This window comes from Acinetobacter sp. B51(2017) (assembly GCF_003711395.1).
Classification (GTDB): domain Bacteria; phylum Pseudomonadota; class Gammaproteobacteria; order Pseudomonadales; family Moraxellaceae; genus Acinetobacter.
The window spans coordinates 1-19596 of record NZ_PJRJ01000027.1 but is presented as its reverse complement, the minus strand read 5'-3'; the positions used below and the strand labels follow the sequence as shown (position 1 = coordinate 19596).

22 protein-coding genes are annotated in these 19596 nt (G+C 42.4%); 15 read left to right on the top strand and 7 right to left on the bottom strand.

Features of this window, described 5'->3' with window-relative positions; translation table 11 throughout:
- Positions 1-7 precede the first annotated feature (7 nt).
- The 4 genes from CYK47_RS11950 (at position 8) to chrA (ending at position 3842) form a co-directional block, all read left to right on the top strand.
- Entirely contained in the window at positions 8-1219 is a 1212-nt protein-coding gene (locus tag CYK47_RS11950) for an MFS transporter (RefSeq protein ID WP_122902066.1), read from the top strand.
- On the top strand, positions 1212-1346 hold the full coding sequence (locus tag CYK47_RS15785) for a hypothetical protein (RefSeq protein ID WP_286206920.1): 135 nt from the start codon (positions 1212-1214) through the stop codon (positions 1344-1346). Before CYK47_RS11950 ends, CYK47_RS15785 begins: the two co-directional genes overlap by 8 nt.
- Positions 1347-1533: 187 nt before the next feature.
- Positions 1534-2487 (top strand): TauD/TfdA dioxygenase family protein, encoded by a 954-nt coding sequence (locus CYK47_RS11945; protein ID WP_122902064.1) that lies wholly within the window; start codon positions 1534-1536, stop codon positions 2485-2487.
- 167 nt (positions 2488-2654) lie between these two features.
- The gene (gene chrA, locus CYK47_RS11940; RefSeq protein ID WP_122902062.1) at positions 2655-3842 is read left to right on the top strand and encodes a chromate efflux transporter; all 1188 of its coding nucleotides are present in this window, start codon (positions 2655-2657) and stop codon (positions 3840-3842) included.
- A 53-nt stretch (positions 3843-3895) separates the two neighbouring features.
- Here the strand turns inward: chrA and sthA are convergent, their stop codons facing one another.
- Positions 3896-5311, bottom strand: a complete 1416-nt coding sequence (gene sthA, locus CYK47_RS11935; RefSeq protein ID WP_122902060.1) for a Si-specific NAD(P)(+) transhydrogenase — start codon at positions 5309-5311, stop codon at positions 3896-3898.
- 212 nt (positions 5312-5523) lie between these two features.
- On the opposite strand from sthA, the gene lipA reads away from it, so the two are divergent.
- Positions 5524-6537 (top strand): lipoyl synthase, encoded by a 1014-nt coding sequence (gene lipA, locus CYK47_RS11930; RefSeq protein WP_122902058.1) that lies wholly within the window; start codon positions 5524-5526, stop codon positions 6535-6537.
- A 104-nt stretch (positions 6538-6641) separates the two neighbouring features.
- Here lipA and CYK47_RS11925 read toward each other — a convergent pair whose 3' ends face one another.
- From CYK47_RS11925 to CYK47_RS11910, 4 genes are read right to left on the bottom strand one after another with little or no spacing between them, the layout of a single operon-like run.
- Entirely contained in the window at positions 6642-6827 is a 186-nt protein-coding gene (locus CYK47_RS11925; RefSeq protein WP_122902056.1) for a hypothetical protein, read from the bottom strand.
- Positions 6824-8533: an FAD-dependent monooxygenase gene (locus tag CYK47_RS11920; protein ID WP_122902054.1), complete on the bottom strand. Its 1710-nt coding sequence runs from the start codon at positions 8531-8533 to the stop codon at positions 6824-6826. Before CYK47_RS11920 ends, CYK47_RS11925 begins: the two co-directional genes overlap by 4 nt.
- A gap of 24 nt (positions 8534-8557) precedes the next feature.
- Positions 8558-9841: an MFS transporter gene (locus CYK47_RS11915; protein WP_122902052.1), complete on the bottom strand. Its 1284-nt coding sequence runs from the start codon at positions 9839-9841 to the stop codon at positions 8558-8560.
- A 43-nt stretch (positions 9842-9884) separates the two neighbouring features.
- Positions 9885-10664: an IclR family transcriptional regulator gene (locus tag CYK47_RS11910; protein WP_122902050.1), complete on the bottom strand. Its 780-nt coding sequence runs from the start codon at positions 10662-10664 to the stop codon at positions 9885-9887.
- A 392-nt stretch (positions 10665-11056) separates the two neighbouring features.
- Between CYK47_RS11910 and fahA the strand changes: the two genes are divergently transcribed.
- The 6 genes from fahA (at position 11057) to CYK47_RS11880 (ending at position 15464) form a co-directional block, all read left to right on the top strand.
- A complete protein-coding gene (gene fahA / locus CYK47_RS11905) occupies positions 11057-12364 on the top strand; it encodes a fumarylacetoacetase (protein ID WP_122902048.1) in 1308 nt (435 codons plus the stop codon).
- Positions 12351-12989, top strand: a complete 639-nt coding sequence (maiA, locus tag CYK47_RS11900) for a maleylacetoacetate isomerase (RefSeq protein WP_122902046.1) — start codon at positions 12351-12353, stop codon at positions 12987-12989. Before fahA ends, maiA begins: the two co-directional genes overlap by 14 nt.
- A 22-nt stretch (positions 12990-13011) precedes the next feature.
- Positions 13012-13587, top strand: a complete 576-nt coding sequence (locus CYK47_RS11895) for a VOC family protein (protein WP_122902044.1) — start codon at positions 13012-13014, stop codon at positions 13585-13587.
- A gap of 3 nt (positions 13588-13590) precedes the next feature.
- Positions 13591-14292, top strand: coding sequence for a CoA transferase subunit A (locus tag CYK47_RS11890; protein WP_122902042.1), 702 nt, complete (start codon positions 13591-13593; stop codon positions 14290-14292).
- Positions 14293-14295: 3 nt separating this feature from the next.
- Entirely contained in the window at positions 14296-14943 is a 648-nt protein-coding gene (locus CYK47_RS11885) for a CoA transferase subunit B (protein WP_122902040.1), read from the top strand.
- A 131-nt stretch (positions 14944-15074) separates the two neighbouring features.
- Positions 15075-15464, top strand: coding sequence for a carboxymuconolactone decarboxylase family protein (locus CYK47_RS11880; RefSeq protein ID WP_122902038.1), 390 nt, complete (start codon positions 15075-15077; stop codon positions 15462-15464).
- 54 nt (positions 15465-15518) lie between these two features.
- Here CYK47_RS11880 and carO read toward each other — a convergent pair whose 3' ends face one another.
- A complete protein-coding gene (gene carO / locus CYK47_RS11875; RefSeq protein ID WP_122902036.1) occupies positions 15519-16238 on the bottom strand; it encodes an ornithine uptake porin CarO in 720 nt (239 codons plus the stop codon).
- A gap of 304 nt (positions 16239-16542) precedes the next feature.
- Between carO and dapD the strand changes: the two genes are divergently transcribed.
- From dapD to CYK47_RS11855, 4 genes are all read left to right on the top strand, one after another.
- Positions 16543-17364 (top strand): 2,3,4,5-tetrahydropyridine-2,6-dicarboxylate N-succinyltransferase, encoded by an 822-nt coding sequence (gene dapD / locus CYK47_RS11870; RefSeq protein WP_122902035.1) that lies wholly within the window; start codon positions 16543-16545, stop codon positions 17362-17364.
- A 110-nt stretch (positions 17365-17474) separates the two neighbouring features.
- The gene (gene queE / locus CYK47_RS11865) at positions 17475-18185 is read left to right on the top strand and encodes a 7-carboxy-7-deazaguanine synthase QueE (protein ID WP_122902033.1); all 711 of its coding nucleotides are present in this window, start codon (positions 17475-17477) and stop codon (positions 18183-18185) included.
- Positions 18186-18209: 24 nt separating this feature from the next.
- Positions 18210-18878, top strand: a complete 669-nt coding sequence (gene queC, locus CYK47_RS11860) for a 7-cyano-7-deazaguanine synthase QueC (protein WP_122902031.1) — start codon at positions 18210-18212, stop codon at positions 18876-18878.
- A 16-nt stretch (positions 18879-18894) separates the two neighbouring features.
- A complete protein-coding gene (locus CYK47_RS11855; RefSeq protein WP_122902029.1) occupies positions 18895-19293 on the top strand; it encodes a hypothetical protein in 399 nt (132 codons plus the stop codon).
- Between the two features lie 109 nt (positions 19294-19402).
- Here CYK47_RS11855 and CYK47_RS11850 read toward each other — a convergent pair.
- Positions 19403-19596, bottom strand: a 194-nt coding sequence (locus CYK47_RS11850) for a transposase domain-containing protein (RefSeq protein WP_164709117.1), incomplete at its 5' end; no start/stop codon positions are given.

Genomic DNA, 19596 nt, shown 5'->3' with positions numbered 1-19596 from the left:
ATGTTTTATGTCAGAGACGCGTTTTTCTAACACCCTTATTTATATGCTGATCGGCAGTGCCATCATCTTGGCCTTGTCTTTAGGGATTCGGCATGCGTTTGGTTTGTATTTAGTGCCGATGAGCCATGAATTTGGTTGGGGACATAACGTTTTTAGCCTTGCGATTGCCTTACAAAACTTAATTTGGGGTGCAGTACAACCCATTACCGGTGCTTTTGCCGATAGATATGGCTCTAAAGTGGTGGTTGCTGTAGGTGGCTTACTCTATGTTTTAGGCCTCTCTCTGATGGCCATGAGTTCAACAGGCTTATTGCTGAATTTAAGTGCAGGTTTAATCTTAGGTTTAGCTTTATCTGCAACCTCATTCCCGGTTTTGCTCTCTGCTGTAGGTCGTGCCGCGCATCCATCTAAACGTAGCCTTGCCATGGGCATTGCCAGTGCCGCAGGTTCATTTGGTCAGTTTATTATGCTGCCTACCACTTTACTGTTATTACAAAGTTTTGGCTGGAAAAGTGCTTTATTCATTAGTTCGATTTTAGTTGCGCTTTTGGTACCTCTAGCATGGACTTTAAAAGCACCGATGTATGTGGATCCAAATGCCGCACCCTCCACCACACCCGTCTTAAGCTTTAAGCAAATTTTAGTTATTGCCAAAAACCATAAACCGTTTTGGTTTTTATCCTTAGGCTTTTTTGTCTGTGGTTTTCAAGTGGTGTTTATTGGTATTCACTTGCCCGGTTATTTAATTGATCATGGCTTTAATGCCACCACAGGGACGATCTTCTTGGCGTTAGTGGGTTTATTTAACATTGTCGGTACCTATACCGCAGGTTGGCTGGGCGGAAAATACTCTAAACCCCATTTGCTGATGGGCTTATACGGTCTACGCGGTATCGCCATGATTTTATTCTTAGTTTTACCACTCACCACATGGAGCGTGTATGCTTTTGGCGTGGTGATGGGACTCCTGTGGTTATCTACTGTTCCACTCACCAACGGCATTGTGGCCAATATGTTTGGGGTGAAATACTTAACTATGCTGAGTGGTTTGGTGTTCTTTACCCATCAAGTCGGTTCGTTCTTAGGCGGTTGGCTCGGTGGCTTAAATCACGATATGACTGGTAATTACAATGTGGTGTGGATTTTATCGATTTTACTGAGTATTTTTGGAGTACTGGTACACTTCATGGTCAATGAAAAGGCGGTGGTACATGACTAATTTTGCATGGCAAGTCAAATTCGGAATTGGCTTGATTGTATTGCTATTATTGGCTGTATCACTCGGCTTATGGCTGAATACACCTGATTTATTTGTATATTTTAATCTAGCCTTTTGCGCCCACTAGTGTCGTTTTTTAAACATGCTGCACAGCAGAAAATCTAACTTAGATCGTATAAAACACTAAAAGATAGAAAAACAATCATTTAAGTTATTTTCTGCTGTTTTTCATAAACTTAGATATTTTTATGATTTTCGCTTTGCTTCTGTTCATCTTAAGTTAATCCCAAGCAATAGAAAACTTAGGAATAAACATGACTGCACTCAGCCCACTTTCTCAAGCCATTTTTGATGCACCGCGTTGGCATCAATCAGAGCAATTACAAAATGATCACGATATTGAAATCCGCCCCATTCAAGGTGCACTAGGCGCAGAAGTTTGGGGCTTAGATACAGGCAAAGCACAAAGCGGCGCAACCATTTTTCGTTTAAAACAAGCCTTGGCCGAGCATTTGATTTTAATTTTTAAAGGTCAAACTTTAGATGATGCACAGTATTTAGCGTTTGCCAGTTATTTTGGCGCGATTTTCCGCCCAAGTGCTGACAACCCTGTATTAGCAACTCAACAAGACACAGGTATTCCTCCTGATGTCATTCCAGTATCCAATGCGGTAGGTCAAGGTGATTATACTGGTCATGGCGAATTGGCAGCACATGCTGATCACCAATGGACGCCACAGCCCTCTTTTGGCTCGTTACTGTATGCGATTGAACTGCCACAAGATGGGGGACAAACCTCATGGTACAACACCATTAAAGCCTATGATGCGCTAGATGAGGCAACCAAAGCACATATTGATGGTTTGCAATTGATCACCTATAACCCTTTCGTCCGCGCAAACAGTAATACAGGTCAAAATGGTTATGGCAATACGCCTTTATATCGCTTTAAAGATCAACCCACGGTTGGCTATGGCTATGCGCACCCTTTAGTGCGTACCCATCCTGAAACAGGACGCAAAGCGCTGTGGCTGAATGAACGCTCTGAAGTAGAATTGGTCAATTATGATGATCAAGCAGGCAGTCAATTAATTGCGACATTACGCGCCCATTTACTCAAACCTGAGTTTCGTTATGAACACAATTGGCAGCAAGGTGATATTGTGTTTTGGGATAATCAAGTGACGCTACATTCGCGTAAACCTTTTCCGAGTGAGCAGCGCCGTTTGCTCAAACGTATTAGCTTAGCAGGAGCTCGCCCATTTTAATGATCGCTAGATTTCAGCCCAATCAATTATAATAAGATATTTTTTTACAGCGCATGAGTATGCTTTTAAGCATACTCTTTTTTTTGCCTGTCATCTGTGTGACATGCTTTTTCTTTAAAGTCACTGATTTTTTACTGGGCGATGCCCTTCACAAGGATGTATAGACGGTGATCCAACTCAGTTATGGACAGATTTTTTGGCTATTTTTACAATTGGGCTGTATTGCTTTTGGTGGCCCAGCTGCACATTTAGTGTTGTTTTATCAACGCTTGGTCAAAGACTTACACTATATTTCTGAACAGCAATACAGTGAAGTATTGGCTTTGGCACAAATTTTACCAGGTCCAACCAGTAGCCAAGTGGGGATTGGTTTAGGTTATGTGCTCCAAGGCTATGGCGGAGCGCTTTGTGCTTGGCTCGGTTTTACCCTCCCCTCAATGCTGCTGATGACAATTGCCGCCATTTTAGGCCTCAAACTGAGCCCTTATTTATCAGGTGACTTTTTCCATGTCATTCAGCTTCTAGTACTGGGGATAGTGCTGTGGGCATTTTGGCAAATGTTACGCAGCTTTTGTAAGTTTACTTGGCAATATATGCTCATGTTACTGGCCACTTTATTATTATATGTGTTACCGCATGGTTTAAATCAGCTTTTAGTGATTGTTCTAGGTGGCGTCGTGGGAATATATTATGCCAGCCATAGCCAAAATCCATCTATCCAGCCACTGTTGGTATCTAGTAAACAGCAATCTCAAGCACATTTTTATATAGTGCTGTTTGTTCTGCCGTTTATTTTGGTTCCAGTATTAAGTGCTCTTGGTCCAAATCTATGGTTAGACAGCTTTATGGCGCTATACCGCACTGCATCTTTGGTATTTGGCGGCGGACATATTATTTTGCCGTTATTACAACAAGAGTTTGTCACCACTGCTTGGTTGGCACAGCCTCAATTTGACTTAGGCTATGCGTTGGAACAGCTCATGCCTGGCCCTTTATTTAGTTTTGCAAGTTATTTAGGCGCTTTATTGCCCTTAAGCTCATCTGCGGGGGGCAATGCGCTGTTTGCTACTGTGGTGATTTTTTTGCCCTCTTTTTTACTCATGTTTGGTCTGTTGCCGTATTGGAGCAAACTCATGCAGCAACCCCATTTGTTTCGTGCTCTGGTCGGCATTAATGCGGCAGTGGTGGGATTATTGTTATATTTAGTGTTAGAGATGGGACAAAAATATCTTAGCTCAATTTGGGATGGTATTTTTGTGCTGGTCGTGATTGGCTTGTTACGCAGTAAATTGCCAATTTGGCTCAGTTTAATCGGCAGTTTTGCCGCTTATTATGCTGCCTTAACACTGCTGTAAAAATAAAAAAACCGCAAGCCTAAACTTACGGTTTTTTATTTTAACTCAAAAACTTAGAACAAACGATTCATACCGTTTAAAGTTGCCACACGATACGCTTCCGCCATCGTTGGATAGTTAAATGTAGTTTCCACGAAATACTTAATGGTATTGTTCGGGCTATTCATGACCGCTTGACCAATGTGAATAATTTCTGAGGCATTGTTACCAAAACAATGCACACCTAAAATTTCTAAAGTATCACGATGGAACAATAACTTAAGTTCACCCACGGTATCACCGGTAATTTGCGCACGCGCCAAATGACGGAAAGACGCCTGACCCACTTCATAAGGAATCTTTTCTTCTGTCAATTGCTGCTCAGTTTTACCAATCGATGAAATTTCCGGAATGGTATAAATACCCGTTGGAATATCCGTCACTGGTTTAATGCCTTCTTCACCGCTCATATTGCCCCCCGCCGAACGACCTTGGTCATAAGCAGCAGAGGCAAGTGATGGCCAACCAATGACATCACCAGCAGCAAAAATATTCTCAACTTCAGTTTGATATTCTTGGTTTACGGTAATTTGACCACGGCTATTAGGGGTAATACCGACGTTTTCTAAACCTAAGCCATCGGTATTACCCGAACGTCCGTTACACCATAAAATGGCATCGGCTTTAATTTTCTTACCACTTTGTAAATGTAAAACCACATGATCATCAAAGGTTTCTAAATGATCAATTTGTTCATTATGGCGAATCAACACACCTTGTTCACGTAAGTGATATGACAATGCGTCTGAAATTTCATCATCAAGATAGCTTAACAGTTTTGGCTGAGTGTTAATCAAATCAACTTTATGGTCTAAACCAATAAAAATTGAGGCATATTCACAGCCAATCACACCTGCGCCATAAATGATAATTTTTTGGATAGAATAATCTAGATCCAAAATCTTATCCGAATCAAACACGCGTGGATGGTTAAAATCAAGCATTGCAGGACGATACGGACGGCTACCAGTTGCCACCACAATTTGTTGGCAAATAATAGTTTCGGTAATGCCTTCAGGGCTAAAAATCAGTACAGTGTTTTTATCTTGGATATATGCACGGCCATGGAAGATATCAATTTTGTTACGATCATAAAAACGTGAATGCGTCTCAACTTGCTGTTGAATCACTTTGTGTGCACTTTGCAACACTTGTTTCATGGTAAATTGGCGCCAGTCACCCATTTTTTTAAACATTGGGTCACGGCGATAACGAATAATATTCGATACCGTTTGACGTAAAGCTTTACTTGGGATGGTACCCACATGGGTACAGTTACCGCCCAATTGCTCACGCAGATCTACAATTGCAACACGCTTACCAGATTTGGCAAGTTTCATTGCCGCGCCTTCGCCCGCAGGGCCCGAACCGAGAACAACCGCATCATATTTTACGAAAGTCCCACTAACGACCTCTTTTTTACGTGGCATTCAACGCTCCTTCAAAATTCAATTTTGTCGTTTATCTTAAAGATATTATGACTGAAAGAGAATGCCTTTGCTGTATTTAGTCATCATATATTAACCAATAACAACATTTCTAAAATGAATATTGTTTTTACCCCATTTACAAGCAACTTGGTTATAATGACCTATTGTGATTAAAACACCTCCCCCGTTAAAAAACAGTGGAAAAATTGAATATGTCTGAAAACCGTAAACCTGAACAGGGTGTTAAACTTCGTGGCGCAGAGAAAGTCGCGCGTATTCCTGTAAAAGTTGTTCCTACGGTTGAAACCCCACGTAAGCCGGATTGGATTCGCGTCAAAATGGCGGCACCAGAAGAAGTGCAACGCATTAAAACCACCTTACGTGCGCAAAAATTACATACAGTATGTGAAGAAGCCGCTTGTCCGAACTTACCTGAGTGTTTTGGCGGGGGTACAGCAACCTTTATGATTATGGGTGATATTTGTACCCGTCGTTGCCCATTCTGCGACGTAGCACACGGTCGTCCCAATGCGCTTGACCCTGATGAACCACGCCATATGGCTGAAACCATTGCCAATTTAGGTCTGAAATACGCGGTGATTACCTCTGTAGACCGTGATGACTTATTGGACGGCGGTGCACAACATTTTGTGGACTGTATTAAAGAAGCGCGTGCTTTAAGCCCGAAAACTTTACTTGAAATTTTAGTGCCTGATTTCCGTGGTCGTATGGATGTGGCATTACGTATTATGACCGAATGCCCACCAGACGTATTTAACCACAACATCGAAACTGTGCCGCGTTTATATAAAGCCATGCGTCCGGGTTCAGATTACCAACACTCTTTAAACCTATTAAAAATGTTTAAAGAATATTGCCCAGATGTACCAACCAAATGTGGTTTGATGGTGGGTATTGGTGAAACTGAAGAAGAAGTGATTGCCCTACTGGATGATTTACACGCGCATGGCGTAGATTACGTGACCATTGGTCAGTACCTACAACCATCCAAGCAACATGCTGCGATTGACCGCTTTGTAACCCCTGAAGAGTTTGAGCGTTATACTGCACATGGTCAAAAGTTAGGCTTTAAAAACATTTGGGCAGCGCCAATGGTGCGTTCAAGTTACTTCGCTGACCGTCAATACTACGGTGAGCCAGTGCCAGCAGTACGTCGTAAAGCTGATCCTGCGAAAAAAATTGATGTACAAGTGATTGAAGCTTAATACTTCAATGCGTTTAAAAGCCCTCAATTGAGGGCTTTTTTGTTTTTAAATCTTTTAGCCGATAAAAAAGCCCGTTTACACGGGCTTTTTTTGCAGATTTATCGTTAATCTTCAAATACTTTGGCTTGATTAATTAATTGCAAAAATACATTGCCATCTTGAATATGATTAGCACTTAGTAACGCAAGTTTCACTAAAAATAACTCACGTTTATCTTCAGCAATCGCATCAATGCTCTCTGCTAAATGGTCATAGACTTTTTCGAGTTCTGGAATTGAGATATTGCTCATGCTGCTGCTCCTGCTGGCGCCATGATAAATTGATTTAAAGTTTCAGTAATTGCATTGTCACGGTAGTTGATCCAACGACCATTGATGTGATGTCCGGGACGCACTAAATAAATCGCCCCCGCTGCTGCAAAGAAACGCTCTGCAGCAATTTGCGCTGAAATAGTTAAGTTGACATCAGCCTGTGCAACAGCGACGCCATCAATATTTAAAGCCAGCAATTGTGCCGGTACACCACGCTTTTTAAGTGCTGCAACTTCAGCCACTAAACCTTCAGCCACCTGACCATTTTCAGTGAGTACAATTACGCTAAATTTGCCGCTAATTGAATCATATAAGAATGAACCATCAGCAAATTTCACGTTTGGAATTAACGCACCATTTTCAGTGATTTCATTCATTAACGCGTTATCGTCATTTTTACTATTTAATGGCGAATGGGTATAAGCATGTGGACGTGAGGTACGCCAATGGTACAACGGACGCACAAACTCATGTTGTAAAGATAACGATAACACGGCGTTACGCAGTAAACGGAAACCATGGGATGGCGGTGCCATAAAGCGCGTTGATTTACCCGCTTCCGCGATAATTTCACGCGCAGCGCCTACACGGTCAAAAGTATAGCTTTGTAAAAGTTTTTCAGGTGCCCAACCATTGACTACCGCAGAAAGTTTCCATGCTAAATCTTGTGCATCTTGGAAACCAGTATTGGCACCACGTACCCCAAAGATTGGCAGTAAATGTGCCGCATCACCAACAAACATAATGCGGTTATGCACATAGTTGTCTAAGGTTAAAGCACGCGCTGAATAAACTGTGCTCCAATCCATTTCCCACTCTAAATGGTCTTGACCAATCATTTTCAGTTGGTCATTGACTGCTTTGGTGAGATTTTCAGGTTTTAATGCCTCTTCAGGTGCAATACTTGGATCTAACTGATAGTCAAAACGCCAGATATTGTCTGGCTCACGGTGCATTAAAATGGTGTTGCCCGGATTCCAATCGGGTGAGAAAAAGGCTAAACGTTCGGTTGGATAATCGAGTTTAATGCGAATATCGGCAATCACGAAACGACCTTCGTAGCTAGCACCTTCCATCCATAGCTTCATGCTTTCACGAATTGGCGAACGGCCACCGTCTGCTGCAACCACCCAATTTGAAATGTGGCGATACTCACCTTCAGGGGTATGTACAGTCAAAGTCACTTGATCATTGTCTTGGCTTTGCGCCACAACTTTGTTGCCCCAACGCACTTCAATGTTGTCCTGCGCTTGGATGGTTTCGAGTAAATAATGTTCTAACCAGTTTTGTTGTAAGTTATTCAGTGGATAGAACTGATCATGCTCATTGACCGGTGTTGCCATACGGAAACACACTTGACCTTTATAAATCGAATTACCATGCGTCCACGGTAATGCTTTTTGCATAATTTTATCTGCAGCACCAGCCGCATTTAAAATTTCCATAGAACGCTTGGTATAGACCAAAGCACGGCTACCTTCTGACAATTGCTGCTCAGCTGAAAGTAACACCACTTTTACGCCCTGCTTTGCTAGCAATAATGCAGTGCTCATCCCAATAGGGCCAGCACCCACCACAGTCACGGTTTGTGCATCAGTCACCACATCGCTTTGGCTATGGAAGTGTGGATACACTTGGTAGCGATAATAGAGCGAGTCGCGTGGCTTGGTTTCTGGAAAATGCATATCGAACTCCTTGTCCTGCGTTTTTTAAGTTTTTGATAAAGAAGAATATAGATCGGGCTTGGCGATAAAGCGATACGCTTGGCTACCACGTAATCCATACACATAAAAAGCAAATAATAAAATGGTCAGTACGGTACAGATGATCCACACCATAGTAAATGAGCCGGTTGCGGTGGCGAGCATGGAAATTGCAGGTACGCCACTAGCAATACCTAAGGTTTGGAAACGTAAGCAAATACCATACACTTCGCCATAATGTTCAGGGCCGTAAGTTTTAGAGGCAATTACCGCAGGGGTCACTGTACCCACGCAGTTGCCCATACCCCAGAACAACACCCCCACAAGACCGAGTACCCACATATCACTTGAAGTCGTGAAAATAAATGGAATACAGGTCATTAAAATACATGCCACTACAATCGCGGTTGAAAATACCGAACCAAATTTGTCATACAACCAACCCAACAAGACTTTTGCGAAGATCATCACCCCTAAAGTAATCACTAAAAAGGTTGCTGCTTGTTGCATGCCAAAGGTGTTTTGTAGATAAACCGGTAATTGCAACACAATTCCACCACCGACAAAGCCGACTAAAAATTGTGCAGACAACATGGACCAAAAGAAAGGTTTCTTTTTGAGTTCCTTGGCAGGCAAATGCACCAAAGCTAAATTGGATTGCGTGGTGTTTTGCTGACTCACCTGATCAGCACCTAGCGCTTTAAGCCCCATTTGTTCAGGCGACTCTTTAATTAACGCAATAACTAAGACTGTACCCACCACAAACATCATTAAAGCCACCGTTTGATAGGCAAAACCGGTGCTGTAATGTTCGATGCAATAACTGATATATTTACTTAAAGCCATGCCAAAGAAAGCGCTGCCCGATAACGCAAGGCTCATGGCTAAACCTTTTTTCTCAATAAACCAACGATTGACTAAAATATTGGGTGGAATAAAGGTTAAACCGGTGGAGAAAAAGCCAAACAGCGCTGCAACCACATACAGGCTCACGACATTAGTCGCTAAAGAAAACGCCGCATAACTTAAGCAGAATCCAGTTAAGAAGACCAACAGTGCTTTTTTGGTATGTTGTTGTAATAGCTTGCCAATTTTAGGTGAAAATAACATCACCGTAATATTAATAATGGTTGAGCACAACGCAAATTGTGTCGCGCTAATCCCCACTTGTTGCGTAAAAGCATTCAGATAAATATTAAATGTGGTGATGGTCAGCGCAATCGCTGAACCCGAAATCACCATCAATGCCAGTACAATCCACCAGCCGTAGAAAAATTTGGAATTTCTCATCGTGCTTTCCCTGAGTTGAAATCACAAGGTCAAGCACGCAGGCTTAACCTTGTGTAATTTGAGCAGTTAAGGCTTTGGCAGTTCCTTGCAAGGCCTGTACCCGCTCGTGGCTAAAATCAATTGGCAGATGTTGTTCGCTACCGAGTGCCGCAATACAAAATTCAATTTCGCCATGAATATTGAAAATCGGCACGCAGATGGCATTCACGCCTGCCAGCATATCGCCTGAAACTGTGGCTGCACCCGCTTGGAGAATGCCCTGTTTCATTTGTTCAAATTCGGCCCAGTTCCCCGGATAAACCGCAATTCCCTGCGCCTGTTTGTGTTGCCATTCTTGCTCTAACAACGGTCGAATCATCGCTTCGGGCATAAATGCCGCAAAGGTACGCCCTGTCGCGGAATTCAACATCGGCATCACTGAACCCACACGTGTAATAACTGATACCGGTTGATTGGGTTCAATCCATTGCACCACCAATGGGCCTTGTGAGCTCCACTTACTAATTTGCAAACCGCAATTAATTTGGCGATGCAACGCGTAAATCTGTGCTTGTGCCGCTTGAATGGTATCGGTGCGTTGAATGCAACCGAGTCCTAAACGCCATGCTTGATCACCCAAGGCATAACGTCCATCCAATAACTGCTTGGCATACTGCATCCGAACCAAGCTCACCATATAGCGGTGTACTTTGGCGGGATGCATCGCAAGTTTTTCTGCCAGTTCTTTGAGCATCATGGGACTGCTATGTGCAATCAAAGCATCTAGCACACTTAAGCCCACTTCTAGTGACTGCACTCCAGCTTGGGTTTTCTCTTCAGACATCGATCTTGTAACTCTCATTGCAATGGCGAGCATTCTACGCGAAGCCGCTCAATTGCAAAGCCACAACATCAGCTAAATTGCCTGTTTGATTACCAGCTTGGCTGTGTCCTGATGCTCTAGAACTTTAGTTTAATTACGAAATACGTAACCAAATTATGTATTGCGTAATCTGTGAAAATGAGTATGATGAGATTAATAGCAAAAATCAAGGGTTGTTAGACGTTAGGCGTATAAGATCAAAAATATGATTTTAAATTATTGTTTTTAATAAATTTAATTTTATGAAAATGATTTTAAAGTGTCAAATAACAACTTTTTTTGAAGATTTTTTTTCAGATGTCGCTTTGCAATACCGCACGGATTGCGATGCTTCGAGACAAAGGATATAAGCCATGACAGCTCAACTTCGCGCATTTATTGATATCGCTTCAGACTCAGATTTTCCCATTCAAAATTTGCCTTATGGCGTATTTAGTCAAAGCCCGACAGGCGAACGCCACTGTGCCACTGCGCTTGGTGATTGGGTCATTGATTTAAGCGTCTTAGAAAATGCAGGTCTTTTGACCTTAAACGGTGGGCCCTATTTTCATCAAGCCACTTTAAATGCATTTATTGAATCAGGTCGTGCTAACTGGACAGCATTACGTCAGCAACTTCAAACCTTGTTGAGCGCGGATCATGCAACCTTACGTGACAATCAAGCCCTGCGTGAGCAAGCCTTTTTTAAACAAGATGCAGTGACCATGCACTTGCCTGTACATATTGGCGGTTACACTGATTTCTATTCATCAAAAGAACACGCCACTAATGTTGGTTGCATGTTCCGTGATCCAAAAAATGCTTTGCTGCCAAACTGGTCAGAATTACCGGTCGGTTATAACGGTCGTGCCAGTTCTGTGGTGGTGAGCGGTACAAACGTGCGCCGTCCGTCTGGTCAAATCAAATTACCCAACCAAGATCGTCCTGTATTCTCGGCCTGTCGTAAGCTGGACTTTGAACTTGAAACGGGCTTTATTGTGGGTAAAAACAATGCGCTTGGCGAACCTGTTGCCATTGAACATGCTTGGGAGCATATCTTTGGCATGGTGTTATTTAATGACTGGTCAGCGCGTGATATTCAACAGTGGGAATATGTACCCTTAGGTCCATTTAACGCCAAAACTTTTGCCTCTTCAATTTCACCTTGGATTGTGACTTTAGATGCACTTGAGCCATTTAAAACCAACAGCCCAGAACAAACACCTGCACCATTGGCTTACTTACGCGAAGACTTAAGCGCCAACAGCTACGACATCAACTTATCTGTTGAATTACAACCAGAAAACGCTGCAACAGCAGATGTGATTTGCCAAACCAACTTTAAATATATGTATTGGTCAATGGCTCAGCAATTAACCCACCACACCATTGCTGGCTGCAACTTACAAGTAGGTGACTTAATGGGCTCAGGGACCATCTCAGGCCCTACACCAGATTCTTACGGTTCACTTTTAGAATTGACTTGGAATACAACCAAACCTTTAACGCTTTCAAATGGCGAACAACGTAGCTTCTTAGCCGATGGCGATACCTTAATTATGAAGGGCTACTGCCAAAAAGATGGTCTACGCATTGGCTTTGGGGAAGTCAGCGGTAAAGTGCTGCCTGCGATTGAGTTTAACTTTGCCGAAACTGAGGAAGAAACGCGTGAAGCTGTATAGTTATTTTCGCAGTTCAGCCGCTTATCGGGTACGCATTGGCCTAAACCTGAAAGGTTTAAACGCCGATGTGCTACCGGTGCACTTGGTTAAAGATGGCGGGCAGCAACATGCGCCGGCTTACCAAGCCATTAACCCCAATGAACTTGTGCCTGCACTTGATGATGACGGTTTTATTCTGACGCAATCTTTAAGTATTTTGGAATACTTAGATGAAGTACATCCTGAAACTGCACTGCTGCCACAAGACCCTAAACAACGTGCTTTGATTCGTGCTTTTAGTCAAAGCATTGCTTGCGATATTCATCCGATCAATAACTTACGTGTGTTGCAGTATCTATCCAATGAATTGCAAATCAGCGATGAGCAAAAATCGGCATGGTATCGCCATTGGGTTGAGCTTGGTTTAAAAGGTTTAGAAGCTCAGCTCAAAGACTCAAATGGTAAATTCTGCTTTGGCGATCAGGCCACCTTGGCAGATTGCTGCTTGATTCCACAAATCTACAATGCCCTACGCTTTAACATTGATGTCAGCGTATACCCAAAAATTCATGCCATCTATCAGCATTGCTTAAGCTTGGCGCCATTTCAACATGCAGCGCCTGAAAACCAAGCCGATGCGGCATAAACAATAAATAAGGATATTGACCATGACCATTCAAATTGAACAGATTCACCATGTCGCTTACCGCTGTAAAGATGCCAAAGAAACCGTAGAGTGGTACAAAAAAAACCTGAATATGGATTTTATTTTGGCCTTTGCTGAAGATTATGTGCCATCAACCAAGGCCTTTGATCCATATATGCATTTATTTTTAGATGCTGGCAATGGTAACGTTTTAGCTTTCTTTGAATTGCCAACCCAACCTGAAATGGGTCGCGATGAAAACACGCCAAAATGGGTGCAACATATTGCGCTTAAAGTCAAAGATCGTGATGCTTTAGTGGCTGCTAAAGCACATCTTGAAGAAAATGGTGTGGATGTTTTAGGCATTACCAATCACGGTATTTTCCATTCAATTTACTTCTTTGATCCAAATGGTCACCGCTTAGAATTGGCCTACGACGACCCTGCTGCACCGGCAAAAATTGCCATGATTACTGAAGAAATGAAATATGAAATGCTTGAAGAATGGAGCAAAACCAAACGTGCGCCACATCATACTCATTTCTTACATGCGTCTGAATTAGATAACAATTCAGCTTCAGCTAAGGTGGATGCATAAGTCATGAATAAATTGGTTGCCAGTGCCGATGTAGCACTACAAGATATCGTGGCTGACCATCAGACCCTCGCTGTGGGTGGTTTTGGTTTATGTGGTATTCCTGAAGCCTTAATTGAAGCGCTTAAAAATACCGGTGTTACGGGTTTAACTTGTATTTCAAACAATGCCGGTGTGGATGATTTTGGTTTAGGTAAATTGCTACAAACCAAACAAATTAAGAAAATGATTTCATCTTATGTGGGTGAAAACAAAGAATTTGAACGTCAATACTTAAATGGTGAGCTTGAAGTCGAGCTCACCCCACAAGGAACGCTCGCAGAAAAGTTACGTGCCGGTGGTGCAGGTATTCCAGCATTTTATACCCAAACAGGCGTGGGTACTTTAATTGCCGAAGGCAAAGAAGTACGTGAATTTAATGGTAAAGACTATATTTTAGAGCCGTCTTTAACGGCAGATGTGGCTTTGATTAAAGCCTATAAAGCCGACAAAGCAGGCAACTTAGTGTTTCGTAAAACCGCGCGTAACTTTAACCCTGAGTGTGCCATGGCAGGTAAATTTACCATTGCCGAAGTAGAACAAATCGTTGAAATTGGCGAGATTGATCCAGATGATATCCATTTACCGGGTATCTACGTTAATCGTATTGTCTTAAATGCAACACCTGAAAAACGTATCGAACAAATGACGTTAAAGGCGGAGGCTTAAATCATGGCTTGGACACGTAATCAAATGGCGGCGCGTGCTGCCCTTGAACTTGAAGACGGCTTCTATGTCAATTTGGGCATTGGCTTACCGACCCTGGTTGCTAACTACTTACCCGAAGGCATTAACGTTTGGTTACAATCTGAAAATGGTTTATTGGGGATTGATGAATTTCCGACCCAAGACACCGTCGATGCCGATTTAATTAATGCTGGTAAACAAACCGTGACCGCACGCAAAGGTGCAGCATTTTTCTCAAGCTCAGAATCTTTTGCCATGATCCGTGGCGGTCATGTCAATATTGCGATTTTAGGCGCGATGGAAGTGTCACAAACTGGCGATCTTGCCAATTGGATGATTCCAGGCAAAAAAGTCAAGGGTATGGGCGGTGCCATGGATTTGGTCGCAGGCGTACAAAAAGTTGTGGTCCTGATGGAACACTGTGCCAAAGACGGCAGCCCGAAAATTGTAGCGCAATGTGCCCTACCATTAACGGGTAAAGGCGTGGTACAGCGTATTATCACTGACCTTGGTGTGATGGATATCACAGCACATGGCGTTGAACTGATTGAACTGGCTGAAAATGTGTCACTTGAGCAAATTCAAGCAGCCACAGGCGTAGCCTTAAATACGCAAAACCTAAAAGCCGCTTAATCTAGCCAAAAAACGATCAAGCAGCACTATGCTGCTTGATGTTGATCTACGACTTTTGCGGTGTAGTCGTAATCTAACACAAGGTTTACACTCAGATTGCTTTTAAAATGATCAAAAATATTGAGGGATGTATGTCACAACAAGATTATGACAATGGCTTAAAAGTCCGTACTGAGGTAATGGGAGCAAGTTTTGTCAAACGTGCACAAGACAATACCGTACCATTTACTCAGCCGCTACAAGACTGGATTAATGAACATGCTTGGGGTTCAACGTGGCAACGTGAAGGCGTACTACCGCGCAAATATCGTTCGTTAATCACCATCGCTTTTTTAACCGCGCAAAAAAGTCCAACTGAACTTAAAGGCCATGTCCGCGGTGCTTTAAATAACGGTGCAACTGTAGAAGAAATTCAAGAAGTGTTATTGCATAGCTTACCGTACTGCGGCGCGCCAGCAACACAAGAAGCCTTTCGTGCTGCTTTAGAAGTGATTAATGAATATCAAGCCAATCAAGCTTAAAATCAGCTAGACATAAAAAAACGAGCCGAAGCTCGTTTTTTTAGCATATATGGATTAGAAGCGGAAGCTTAGACCTAGCTTAGCCACTGGTAACCATTCATATTCATCATCATTTTGTAATTTATTACGTTGATTGGCCAATGCTTCAGCTGCTGTTGTCGTACCATTCACATCTAAAGCACCTGGATTACCTGTGTTATACAGTGTTACTTCAGGATTACCTGTGTAGTAAGCACCGATTTCACCAAATACGCCCCAACGATTATTGATTGCTGGTGAGAAACCAATACCTGCATACGGTGCAATATCGTTACCGTATTTCAGTTTACCTACCACATTACCAACGTCAGCGCCAAAGGTTTTACCATCTAACTTGATTTCACCATCACTACCTGGACGGCCTTTTAAATCATATTTAGAGTCGATGTAACCTACACCTGCCGCCATATAGAACCAGTTTGACCATGGACGGATTTGCGCATTTAAATAAGTAACATTATTGTCCATATCGGCATCATACTTGGTTCCATCTACAGAAACGTCATCTGACCACGAAATGTCACCACCGTTATAACCGAGTACTACATCGACTTTTGGGTTTGCAGTCCAAACTAAAGCACCACCGTAACCAGTTGTACCCACTTCAGCACGTACGCCTGATGGAATTAATTGATTACCGTTAAATTGATAACCATCATGTACAACTGACGAGTCAGCCATTACAGAACCTGCGGTCGCTAAAGCGGCTGCTGCAACAAGCATACGTAATTTCATTTTATTCTCCTCAAAATGAGCTTTTTGTGATCATCTATTGTTATGCAGCACATAATATGATGTTTTTTGAGTAAATTTCACCCGAAAAATGATTATTTTTTGTTATCTTTTGATACAAATGACATTAACTCTTGATAAGTAAAAAAATTTTAAATCAGCAGCCTGATTAAATATACTCTAGCGCTTATACAGCTTAAGTTGACTTGCAAAGTTGAGTAAATTTTGCCTATTCGCTCATTTTTCGTCTGCTTTTGCCAAAATATAGTGTAAAATCTTGAAAAATTTTTTTCTGGAAGAAAAGATCATGTCGCAGCTTTCAACAATTATTGAACAAGCTTTTGAAGACCGTGCTAACTTCAGCGCAGCGGATTGCCCAGTTGAAGTACGTACAGCAGTTGAACAAGCGATTACAGGTTTAGACAACGGTACATTACGTGTTGCAGAAAAAATTGACGGTGAATGGGTTGTTCATCAGTGGTTGAAAAAAGCGGTATTATTATCTTTTAAATTAAATGACAACAAGCCAATTGAATCATGTGATTTGCAGTTCTACGACAAAGTAGATACCAAATTCACGGGTTGGACTGAAGCACAATTTAAAGACGCTGGGGTACGTGTGGTACCGCCTGCTGTGGCGCGTCGCGGTTCATTCCAAGCCAAAGGCGTGATTTTAATGCCATCTTATGTCAACATTGGTGCTTATGTCGATGAAGGCACAATGGTCGACACTTGGGCAACTGTAGGTTCATGTGCACAAATTGGTAAAAACGTACATTTATCGGGTGGTGTTGGTATTGGTGGTGTACTAGAGCCATTACAAGCCAATCCAACTATTATTGAAGATAACTGCTTCATCGGTGCACGTTCTGAAATTGTTGAAGGCGTGATTGTTGAAGAAGGTTCTGTGATTTCAATGGGCGTGTTTATTGGTCAATCGACCAAGATTTATGACCGCGCAACTGGCGAAATTCACTATGGCCGTGTCCCTGCAGGCTCTGTTGTTGTTGCTGGTAGCTTACCGTCTAAATGCGGTACATATAGCTTATATGCTGCGATTATCGTGAAAAAAGTAGACGCGAAAACGCGTGCCAAAACCAGTTTAAACGATTTATTACGTGACGACTAATTCATCGTATTTCTCTACGGAGCTTAATCGTTCCTTGTCTCTACGACCAGCATAGGTCGTAGGGATTTTTATTTTTATATCTTGTTATTTCTCTCTCGGTTAATTTTGTTATGAATACGCTTCGATCTTCTGCTATCCCTGTTTCTGATCCATCTGCGGGTTTACGCATCACTGAGATCTTTTATTCATTACAAGGTGAAGCCAATAGCGCAGGTCTGCCTACGGTGTTTATCCGTTTAACGGGTTGCCCACTGCGTTGTAGCTATTGTGATACCACCTATTCATTTGAAGGTGGTGAACGTCAATCCTTAGAACAGATTATCCAAACCACACTTGATTTTGGCACACCACACGTCTGCGTGACTGGCGGTGAGCCACTGGCTCAGCCCAATGCTCTCCCGCTTATGCAGCGTTTAGCAGATTTAGGCTGTCAGGTCTCTTTAGAGACCAGTGGCGCTTTAGATGTTGCTAAAGTCGATATGCGTGTTTCAAAAGTTTTAGATTTAAAAACCCCAACTTCAGGCGAAGTTGCACGAAACTTGCTGAGTAATTTGGATCATTTAAACTCACATGATCAAATTAAATTCGTGATTTGTAATCGTGAAGATTACGAATGGTCAAAACAGCAGCTTGAGCAATATCAACTGGCAGATAAAGTGAGTACAGTATGGTTCTCACCTGCCTTTGCAGTCGAAAAAGGCGCGGTACGTATGCCACAACTGGCACGTGACCTTGCGCAATGGATTTTAGATGACCGTCTCCCAGTTCGTTTCCAATTGCAATTGCATAAATTACTTTGGAATGACGAAACCGGTCGTTAATTAACTCAATTTTGGAGAATGAATATGCGCCCTCGTGCCATTGTGTTGTTATCTGGCGGCCTTGACTCAACCACTTGTTTAGCTTGGGCACAGGCGCGTTATGAATGTATCGCGTTAAGTTTTATGTATGGTCAGCGTTCAACCACAGAGTTAGATGCTGCCAAAGCCATGACTCAAGCCGCAGGTGTTGAGCATCGTGTCATTAACATTGACTTGGGTAATTTAGGTGGCTCAGCCCTCACCGACCATAGTATTGATGTGCCTGACCATGAAGAAGAAGGCATTCCAATTACTTATGTGCCAGCACGTAATACCATCTTCTTATCGTATGCCCTAGCCGCAGCAGAAGTCTTTGATGCCGAAGCTATTGTGATTGGCATTAACGCGGTCGATTATTCAGGTTATCCAGATTGTCGTCCTGAGTTTATTGAAGCATTTGCCAATATGGCACGCCTTGCCACCAAGGTTGGCGTAGAAGGTAAACCACTTAAATTTGAAACACCTTTGTTACATTTATCCAAAGCAAATATTATTCGCTTAGGCCTAGAACATGGCGTAGACTACAGTCAAACGGTATCTTGCTACCAAGCAGATGACCAAGGACGTGCTTGTGGCACTTGTGACAGTTGCCGTCTCCGTAAACAAGGTTTTGATGACGCTGGCGTTGCTGACCCAACACGTTATATACCGTAAGAATAAGGTAGAGGCTATGAAAATTTTAAAATCAAACATTCTTGCTGGCGCTGTATTGGCAACTGTTGCAGCTTTTGCAACGGGCGCACAAGCGCAAGATAATTTACAACAAGCATATAAAAGTACTAATGTTAAAAATGCTTTAGTGAATGTTTGTAAAGAAGAAACTAAAAAAAGTGGTAAGTTAACCGCAGCAGAAGTGACAAAGTACTGTACTTGCGCAGTAAATGCTGATGGTAAACTCACCAACGACCAAAAATGGCAAATTCAAAGTGCCATTAACCAAAAGAAAAGCCCATCTACCCTTGCCTTTGTACAAAAACAAAACCAAGAGTTAAAAGCTTGTTTTGGTACGTCATTGGTGACAAAACTGCAAAAATTAACTGAACAAGCGCAAGCGGCTCAGAAAAAATAAGCATATTGTTATGCTGTAAAAGCCTACTTCTTGTAGGCTTTTTTTATACTTTAATCCTATATCTTCGCTTGCAGAAACGTAAGCATCCGCTGAACCCCATACCTATTTTTTAATTTTGGTCGGGTTGCCACCGGTGTGGCAGTAATTCTTCAATTTGGGTCACTTTGTGTGTCGGCAGCCTTTTCAGCACATCACTTAAATAGGCATACGGATCCAAGCCATTGAGCTTTGCTGACTGGATTAAAGTCATGATATTGGCAGCTCGTTGGCCACTGCGCAGCGAGCCAGCAAACAGCCAGTTCT